The organism is Tissierella sp. (assembly GCF_052089545.1).
Taxonomy (GTDB): domain Bacteria; phylum Bacillota; class Clostridia; order Tissierellales; family Tissierellaceae; genus Tissierella_A.
In genome coordinates, this window is record NZ_JBQDAA010000092.1 from 1 (window position 1) to 8,645 (window position 8,645).

7 protein-coding genes and 1 tRNA gene are annotated in these 8,645 nt (G+C 30.3%); all 8 read right to left on the minus strand.

What is annotated here, in order from left to right:
• Positions 1 to 959: LON peptidase substrate-binding domain-containing protein (locus ACTHW2_RS07755; RefSeq protein ID WP_442263377.1), on the minus strand; the 959-nt coding region annotated here is incomplete at its 3' end.
• 50 nt (positions 960 to 1,009) lie between these two features.
• Positions 1,010 to 2,290 (minus strand): ATP-dependent Clp protease ATP-binding subunit ClpX, encoded by a 1,281-nt coding sequence (gene clpX, locus ACTHW2_RS07760; RefSeq protein ID WP_442263378.1) that lies wholly within the window; start codon positions 2,288 to 2,290, stop codon positions 1,010 to 1,012.
• A gap of 18 nt (positions 2,291 to 2,308) precedes the next feature.
• Positions 2,309 to 2,893, minus strand: a complete 585-nt coding sequence (gene clpP / locus ACTHW2_RS07765; RefSeq protein ID WP_442263379.1) for an ATP-dependent Clp endopeptidase proteolytic subunit ClpP — start codon at positions 2,891 to 2,893, stop codon at positions 2,309 to 2,311.
• Between the two features lie 17 nt (positions 2,894 to 2,910).
• Positions 2,911 to 4,200 (minus strand): trigger factor, encoded by a 1,290-nt coding sequence (tig, locus tag ACTHW2_RS07770; RefSeq protein ID WP_442263380.1) that lies wholly within the window; start codon positions 4,198 to 4,200, stop codon positions 2,911 to 2,913.
• Between the two features lie 135 nt (positions 4,201 to 4,335).
• Positions 4,336 to 4,419: transfer RNA gene (locus ACTHW2_RS07775), tRNA-Leu, on the minus strand.
• A 62-nt stretch (positions 4,420 to 4,481) separates the two neighbouring features.
• Positions 4,482 to 5,318: a DegV family protein gene (locus ACTHW2_RS07780; RefSeq protein ID WP_442263381.1), complete on the minus strand. Its 837-nt coding sequence runs from the start codon at positions 5,316 to 5,318 to the stop codon at positions 4,482 to 4,484.
• A gap of 19 nt (positions 5,319 to 5,337) precedes the next feature.
• Positions 5,338 to 6,684, minus strand: a complete 1,347-nt coding sequence (glmM, locus tag ACTHW2_RS07785; RefSeq protein ID WP_442263382.1) for a phosphoglucosamine mutase — start codon at positions 6,682 to 6,684, stop codon at positions 5,338 to 5,340.
• 25 nt (positions 6,685 to 6,709) lie between these two features.
• The gene (locus ACTHW2_RS07790) at positions 6,710 to 8,047 is read right to left on the minus strand and encodes a CCA tRNA nucleotidyltransferase (protein ID WP_442263383.1); all 1,338 of its coding nucleotides are present in this window, start codon (positions 8,045 to 8,047) and stop codon (positions 6,710 to 6,712) included.
• Positions 8,048 to 8,645: the final 598 nt, after the last annotated feature.

Sequence of the window (8,645 nt, forward strand, 5' to 3'; positions counted from 1 at the left end):
GCCTTAATATCAATTTTAGCATCCGCTTCTTTATTCCAAGGAAGTTCTACAACCCAATCTAAATAAGTCCTAAGCATACCTATTTCAGGTGAATTAGGAGATAGCTGGTTTAATCTATCTACTTCTTTTAATAGTTTTTCTTCAATCTCTTTTGATAAATTAAAATCTTCAATTTTCTCTTTGTAGTCATCTACCTCTTCTTCAAAGCTTCCATCTTGACCTAATTCTTTTTGAATCGCTTTCATTTGCTCTCTTAAATAATGTTCCTTTTGAACCTTATTTATTTGTTTTTTTACTCTTTGATCAATCTCGTCTTCTATTTTTAAAAGTTCTATCTCTTCTTTCAATATACCATGAAGAGCTTCAAGTCTTTCATAAAAATCAAAGGTTTCTAATAACTTTTGATTGTCTTCCATTTTAAGAACTATATATGATGCTATAATATCTGCTAATCTACCTGGGTCATCTATGTCCGCTACTGCTGTAAGAACTTCTGGAGTTATCTTGCTATTTAAACTTATATATTCATCTAAATCTGAAATCACAAGTCTCATAGCAGCTTCCATGGACTTATCTTTTTCAAGATCGGAAGGATCATATAGATACTCTTCTGCTTCTACTTCAATATATGGCTCTTCTTTTGGTACATTTATAACCCTACCTCTACTTAATCCTTCAACAAGTACTCTAGTATTACCTCCTGGAAGTTTTAGCATTTGCTTTACCTTAGAAATAGTACCAATTGAATGAAAATCTTCTTTCGTTGGATCATCTATTTTAGGATCAATTTGAGTACAAAGTAATATTGGTGATTCATCTAACATTGCCTTTTCTAATGCATTTATAGATTTTTCTCTTCCTACATCAAAATGAATTACCATAAAGGGAAATATTGATATACCTCTTAAAGGTATCAGTGGTAGAGTTTTTTTATGGACTTCATAATTATCATTTTCCATTTTATCACTCCTATTTTAAATTAAAATAAAAGGCTCACATAGAGTGAGCCTTATGATGCAGATTCTTTATTTCCAGCCTTATCTTTTATACTTGATTTTTTATTGTCTAGTAAGACTAATGTGGGATCTCCCTTTTTTTCAACTGTTTCTTTAGTGATTAAACATTTTTCAACATCTTCTCTACATGGAATATCATACATTATATCAAGCATAGTTTCTTCTATAATACTTCTAAGTCCTCTAGCACCTGTTTTTCTTTCTATAGCTTTTTTAGCTATAACTTTTAATGCTTCATCATCAAACTCTAAATCTACATCTTCCATTTTAAATAATTCTTTATATTGTTTTACAAGAGCATTTTTAGGTTCTGTTAATATCTTGACTAAAGCATCTTCATCTAATTCTTCAAGAGTAACAGTAACAGGAAGTCTTCCCACAAATTCTGGAATAAGTCCAAATTTTAAAAGATCTTCAGGTTGTAATCTTTTTAAAATTTCTCCTACTCTTTCTTTTTCTTTTGTTTTTATCTCCGCTCCAAAACCTATAGAACTTTTACCTATCCTGTTTTGAACTACTTTCTCTAAACCATCAAAAGCACCAGCTACTATAAACAATATATTAGTAGTGTCTACTTGAATAAAGTCTTGATGTGGATGCTTTCTACCACCTTGTGGAGGTACATTTGCAACAGTTCCTTCTAGAACTTTTAAAAGTGCCTGCTGTACTCCCTCACCACTAACGTCGCGTGTAATAGATGGATTTTCTGTTTTTCTAGCTATTTTATCAATCTCGTCTATATATATTATACCTTTTTCAGCTTTTTCAATATCATAGTCAGCAGCTTGAATAAGTTTTAATATTATATTTTCAACATCTTCTCCTACGTATCCTGCTTCAGTAAGACTAGTTGCATCTGCCATAGCAAAAGGAACATCTAGTACTCTAGCAAGTGTTTGAGCAAGTAAAGTTTTGCCTGAGCCTGTAGGACCCACCATTAAAATATTACTCTTTTGTAATTCTATATCATCATTTTTAGATGTTTTTTTATTTATTCTCTTATAATGGTTATATACAGCTACTGCAAGTGTTCTTTTTGCTTTTTCTTGCTGTATTACATAATCATTTAAAGTACTATTTATAGAAGAAGGTTTTGGTAACTCTTCCATATCATAATCTATATGTTCTACAAATTCTTCCTCTATTATATCTTTGCATAGCTCTATACATTCATTGCATATATAAACATTTGGCCCTGCAATCAGTCTACGCACTTGGTCTTGTGGTTTTCCACAAAATGAACAACGAAGTTGTTTATCTTCAAATTTGGCCATTGTTACACCTCTTTTTATTTATTTTCTTGAATTAACTACTTTATCTATTATACCATATTCAACTGCTTTTTGTGCACTTAAATGGTAATCTCTATCTGTATCTTTTTCTATTCTTTCAAGTGGTTGACCTGTTCTTTCACTTAATATCTTGTTTATACGTTCTCTTATTTCAATAATTTTTTCTGCTTGTATTTTTATATCTTCAGCTTGCCCTTGAGTTCCTCCAAGAGGTTGATGAATCATTATATCTGAATTTGGTAATGAAAATCTTTTACCTTTTGCTCCTCCAGCAAGTAAAAATGCTCCCATACTAGCAGCCATTCCTACACATATAGTTGATACTTCTGGCTTTATATACTGCATGGTATCATAAATAGCAAATCCCGCACTAACTGAACCACCTGGACTATTTATATATATTTGAACATCTTTGTCTGGATCCTCAGCTTCTAGAAATAATAGCTGAGCTACTATAAGGTCAGACATAACATTATTTACTTCTCCGCCTAAAAATATAATTCTTTCTTTTAGAAGTCTTGAATAAATATCATATGATCTTTCACCTCTACTAGTCTGTTCTACAACCATTGGTACTAATGCCATATTGAACCATCCTCCTATTAATTATACTTAATATTTTTCAATAAAAGATCTATTGCTTTATTATTTGCTATTCCTTGTTTTAAAAAGCCTAAATCTCCACGCTTCATATCTGCTATAAACTCTTCCGTATCTTCAGTATTATATTGTTCAGCTATCCTTACTAATTCTTTATCTACTTCTTCTTCATTTACCTCTATATTTTCTTCTTCTACAAGAGCCTCTAAAATTAAATCAGCATTTACTCTTTTTTCAGCTGTAGGTCTTAATTGTTCTCTTAAAGCCTTCATATCAGAACCTGTAAGTTCTAAATATTTTTCAAGTTCTAAACCTTGATTTTTAAGTCTTACATCAAATTGCTTCACTTCATCATCAAGTTGTGACTCTATCATACCTTCTGGTATGTCTACCTGAGATGTTTCTATTAGTTTTTCAAGTACTCTATTTTCAGTTTCTACTTTTTCTTGGTTTTTAAGTTCTTCTTCTATTTTTCCTTTTATATCTTCCTTTAATTCATCAAGTGTATCAAATTCACTTACATCTTTAGCAAATTCATCATCTAGTTCTGGAAGTTGCTTCTCTTTTATATCATTAATGGTCACTTCAAATTTAGCATCTTGACCAGCTAGTGATTCTTCTTGATATTCCTCAGGAAATGTAACATCTACATCTACTACTTCGTCCTTCTTGTGTCCTACAAGACCTTCTTCAAATCCTGGTATAAAATTTTGAGAGCCTATTTCAAGCTTAGTATCTCGAGCAGTTCCACCTTCGAAAGCTTCGCCATCTTTTCTACCTACGAAATCAATAGTTACTTGGTCTCCTTCTTTTATCTCTCTATCATTTGCATCTACAAGTCTAGCATTAGAATCTCTCATACCATTTATTTCAGTATTTACCATCTCATCTGTTACACTATAGTCTATTTTTTCTAACTCTATGTTTTTATAATCACCTAATTCAACCTCAGGTTTTACATCAACACTTATTTTTACTTCTATAGGTTCACCTTTTTCGATTGTCTCAATATCTACTTCTGGTCTATCTACTGGTTCTAATTCTAACTCTTCTATAGCTGTCTCATATTTTTCTGGCAATACAAAATTTATAGCATCATCATAGAAAACTTCTACACCGTAGTTCATTTCAATAATTTTTCTAGGTGTTTTTCCTTTTCTAAATCCAGGTATATTAAATCTTCCTCTATTTTGTAAGTAAGATTTTTGTAATCCTTTTTCAAACTCATCCCATTTTATTTCAATATTAAAGGAAACCTTGTTTCCCTCTTTCTTTTCTATAACCGATTTCATTTTAAATATCCTCCTCAAAAGTTTTATACATTTTGACTACTATTATATCATATTATTATAACATAACAATATTTTAAAACAATATTTTTTCCAAACAATATGAAAAAACCAATGGATATATCCATTGGTTTAGTATGGTGCGGGAAAGAGGACTTGAACCCCCACGTCAATGACACTAGATCCTAAGTCTAGCGCGTCTGCCAATTCCGCCACTCCCGCATAAAGAAGTTTTTTCTACCCCTTTATTATACATCAACCAACAATCTTTTGTCAATACCTTTTTAAAAAGCTAAAATAATTCCTTCATGATTAACATAGGCAGTACTTAATCCCTTGGTCTCTACTATTATAATATCCTTAAAGTCATATAGAGATTTAATCTTTTCCTTTAAATCTAATGCTTTTTCTAGTGCGTTTGCATGAGATATAGCAAGAGTTCTTTCTTTAAAGTCTTTTTTACTTTCCCCTATCATTTCAACCAATCTACCAAAAGCTTTTTTACTTCCTCTAATATTTTCTACTAAATGTATGTTTCCTTCCTCATCCGGTCCCATTATTGGTTTAAAGTTTAGAACTGTAGCTATTAATCCCTTAGTCTTTGATATTCTACCATTTTTGATTAAGTTACTTAGGTCTTCCGATATAAAATATGTCTTTGTTTCATCTATATACTTTTCCGTTTTTTCTATTATCTTTTCTTTAGGTAAACCTTCCTTTATTAGTTCATCTATTTTAAGGACTGTTAATGTTTCTGTAACACTTGCACCTTTGGAATCAAAAACATGAACAAATTTTTTAGAATCCTTTTCTAAAGCCATTTCTTTAGCAAGTATAGCACTGTTATAAGTTCCAGATAATTTATCTGCAATTGTAACTACATATATATCTTTTGCTTTTTCATAAGAATTTAAAAAATCTCCTGGTGATGGGCAAGAAGTCTTTATAGGATTAGGACTATCCTTCATAGATTTCACAAGATCCTTCATATCAATATCTTTGTCATCAATAAATTCTTTTGAATCTACTGCAATATTAAAAGGTATCAGTTCTACATTTGTTTTCTTTTCTATATCACTATTTATATCACAGCTACTATCTGCAACTATTTTATAATCCATCTAGGGTTCCTCCAGTTTTTTATTTTGATAATCTGTTTTCTATAACCATTGCAAGATTTTTTGCAATTCCAGTTATTTCATCTTGATTTTCTCCTTCTATCATAACTCTAACTAAAGGTTCTGTACCAGAAGGTCTTATAACTACTCTTCCATTGCCATGGAATTTATCCTCTATCTTCTCTATCTCTTCTTTTATAATATCATCTTCTAAATAATTATATTTATTTTTATTGTCTACTTTAGCATTTATTAAAATTTGAGGATAACTTTTCATTAAGTCTCTTAAACTACTCAAAGGTTTTTTACTTTCTATTAAAACTTCTAATAGATGTAGTCCTGTTGCCATTCCATCTCCTGTAGTATTGTGTTCTAAAAATAGTATATGACCTGATTGTTCTCCTCCAAGCACAAAATCATTTTTTAACATTTCTTGAAGTATATATCTATCACCTACTGTAGTCTTAACTATATTTATACCCAATTCTTCTAAGTATATATCTAAGCCTATGTTTGTCATTACTGTTCCTACTACTGTATTGTTCTTTAGTTTACCATTTCTTTTCAGATGAGTAGCACATATAGCTAATATATGGTCACCATCTATCAAATCTCCATTTTCATCTACAGCTATTATCCTGTCTGCATCACCATCAAATGAAAGGCCTATATGTGCATTTTCTTTTTTGACAAGTTCTTGGATTACTTTATGGTTTGTAGATCCACAATCCTTATTTATATTCATACCATCTGGATTTTTATTTACACATATAACTTCTCCATTCAGTTCCTTTATTATTTCAGGTCCTATTTTATAAAGTGCTCCATTTCCACAGTCCATAGCTACCTTTATACCCTTTAAATCTATATTTATACTCTTCTTTAAAAATTCCTTATAATCCTTTGCACCATTTTTTTCTCTATAAACCTTTCCAACATCATTGCCAGTTGGTCTAAAGTCAACTTCTTTTTCTTTATTTAATATTTTTTCTATTTTTTCTTCTATATTATCATCAAGTTTTAAGCCGTCTTTATTAAAAAACTTTATTCCATTATATTCACCGGGATTGTGTGACGCTGAGATAACAATTCCAGCTACAGCTTTATACTTTCTAGTTAAATATGCAACAGCTGGAGTTGGAATAACTCCAAGTCTTATAACATCAAGCCCCATAGATGTAATACCAGCTATAAGACTTGCTTCTAACATATCCCCAGAAGCACGTGTATCTTTACCTATAAGTATTTTTCCTTTTTCACCATGAGTTAGTATAAAAGCTCCTGCTCTACCAACTTCAAAGGCAAGTTCAGGTGTTAAGTCTTTATTTGCAATTCCTCTTATCCCATCAGTCCCAAAATATTTAGTCATATATATCCTCCGCAATTTTTATAATCTAGATTTTAAATTTATCTAATACAATTTCAATAAGTTTTTCCTTTTTATTTAAATTAGGATTTTCTAATACAATCTCTAACAAATAATTAAGTATATCTCCTATTATTTTACCTTCTTTATATCCTAAGTTTACTATATCATTGCCATCAATATCAAGCTGTTTTTTTTCGACTGGTTCTTTTCCATCTATTATCTTTTGTATTTCTTCTTTTCGTATGTCTATAAGGCTTGTATCCCTACCGCGACTTGTACATTTCATATCTGCCCGTTGAAGGTCTAAAAGGTTGAAAATTTGATTCTCGCCAAGACGATTTATAAGTCTTTTAAGACCTTTCTTACTATAATCATTATGCTGGGTCATATGATTTTTTACAAGTTTTTTTACATTTTCAATTACTAGTCTTGGAGCCTTTAAGTTTTTTAGTATTTTCTCTGCCATAAACTCACTTTCATCTTGATGGCCGTAAAAGTGACCTACTCCTTCTTCATCTTGGCTAAAGGTAGAAGGCTTAGCTATATCATGAAAAAGAGCTGCAAGTCTTATTTCTATAAGTGGAGGAGTTTTATCTACTACACATAGTATATGATTAAAGACATCAAATTCATGATGAGGATTTTTTTGGTCAAATCCTACTGAGTCCATAAGTTCCGGAATTATGATTTTTAAAATATCTAAATCCTTTAAAAGATTTATACCATAAGAAGGATTTTTTGAAAGGAGTATTTTAAATAGCTCTTCTCGAATCCTTTCCATGCTTATTTTTTCTAAAAGACTAGCCATATCTTTTACTGCTTTCAAAGTTTTATTTTCTATTTCAAACTGAAGTATAGTGCTAAATCTTACACATCTAAGAAGTCTTAGATGGTCCTCTTTAAACCTTTTTTTTGGATCGCCTACAGTTTTAATTATCCTTTCTTGTAGATCCTTTTTTCCACCAAAAGGATCTACAAGTCCTTCTTTTTTTGAATAAGCCATAGCATTTATTGTAAAATCTCTTCTTTTTAAGTCTTCTTTTATATTACTTGAAAAAGCTACATAACTAGGCCTTCTTCCATCTATGTAATCCATTTCTACTCTATAGGTCGTTATTTCTACATTTGACTCTTTTTGAACTACAACAACAGTTCCAAATTCTTTTCCTACTAGAATTGTTTTAAAGTCTTTAAATATTTCTTCTATTTCTTCTGGAAGAGCGTTTGTAGTTATATCATAGTCTGAAGGAGTCTTACTGAGTAAACTATCCCTTACACTTCCTCCTACTATATAAGCTTCAAAACCACTTTTTCCTAATTTATTTAAAAGAATCTTTACATAATCAGGTATTATAAACTCCATAATATTCCTCCAATGTTTATATTAATACTTATATTATAGCACAATTGATTAATTTTAATATAGAATGAGCTCTTGTAATTATAAAAGATTATAGAGCAATTAAACAGAATGGTAGATATTAAATGAAAACTATATTCTATTAAGGCAAATTAAGCTTTATGTCTTTTATTTTCTTTATTTATCCTAACAAATAATTCATAGCATTATTAATTATTAACAATTACCTTCTTATATCATTACTCATATTTAGACATAAAAATTGCCCAAAAGTTAGATTTTTGGTCTAGATTTTGGGCGGTATATCAAACTTATATTATTATTTAGGTTAAATCATTTAGAATCATTGTATCTTATCATCCAAGTTCTAATAGTGGGTGTAGGTACTCCATATTCTTCAGATAAACTTCTATAGCTATGGTTACCTTGATTTACTAATTGTTTCTTAAAGTCTTCATCGGAATGATTTCTAGCCGTTTAAATCTTTTCCTAATTTATTTGTACCATGTTAAGTAAAAATTTGTCCTACCAAGTGTAACCTATCCAGTTTCTCTTTATTAGAAATAATTAGATTTATCTTTTGCCGAGTAGTAGTGCTGCC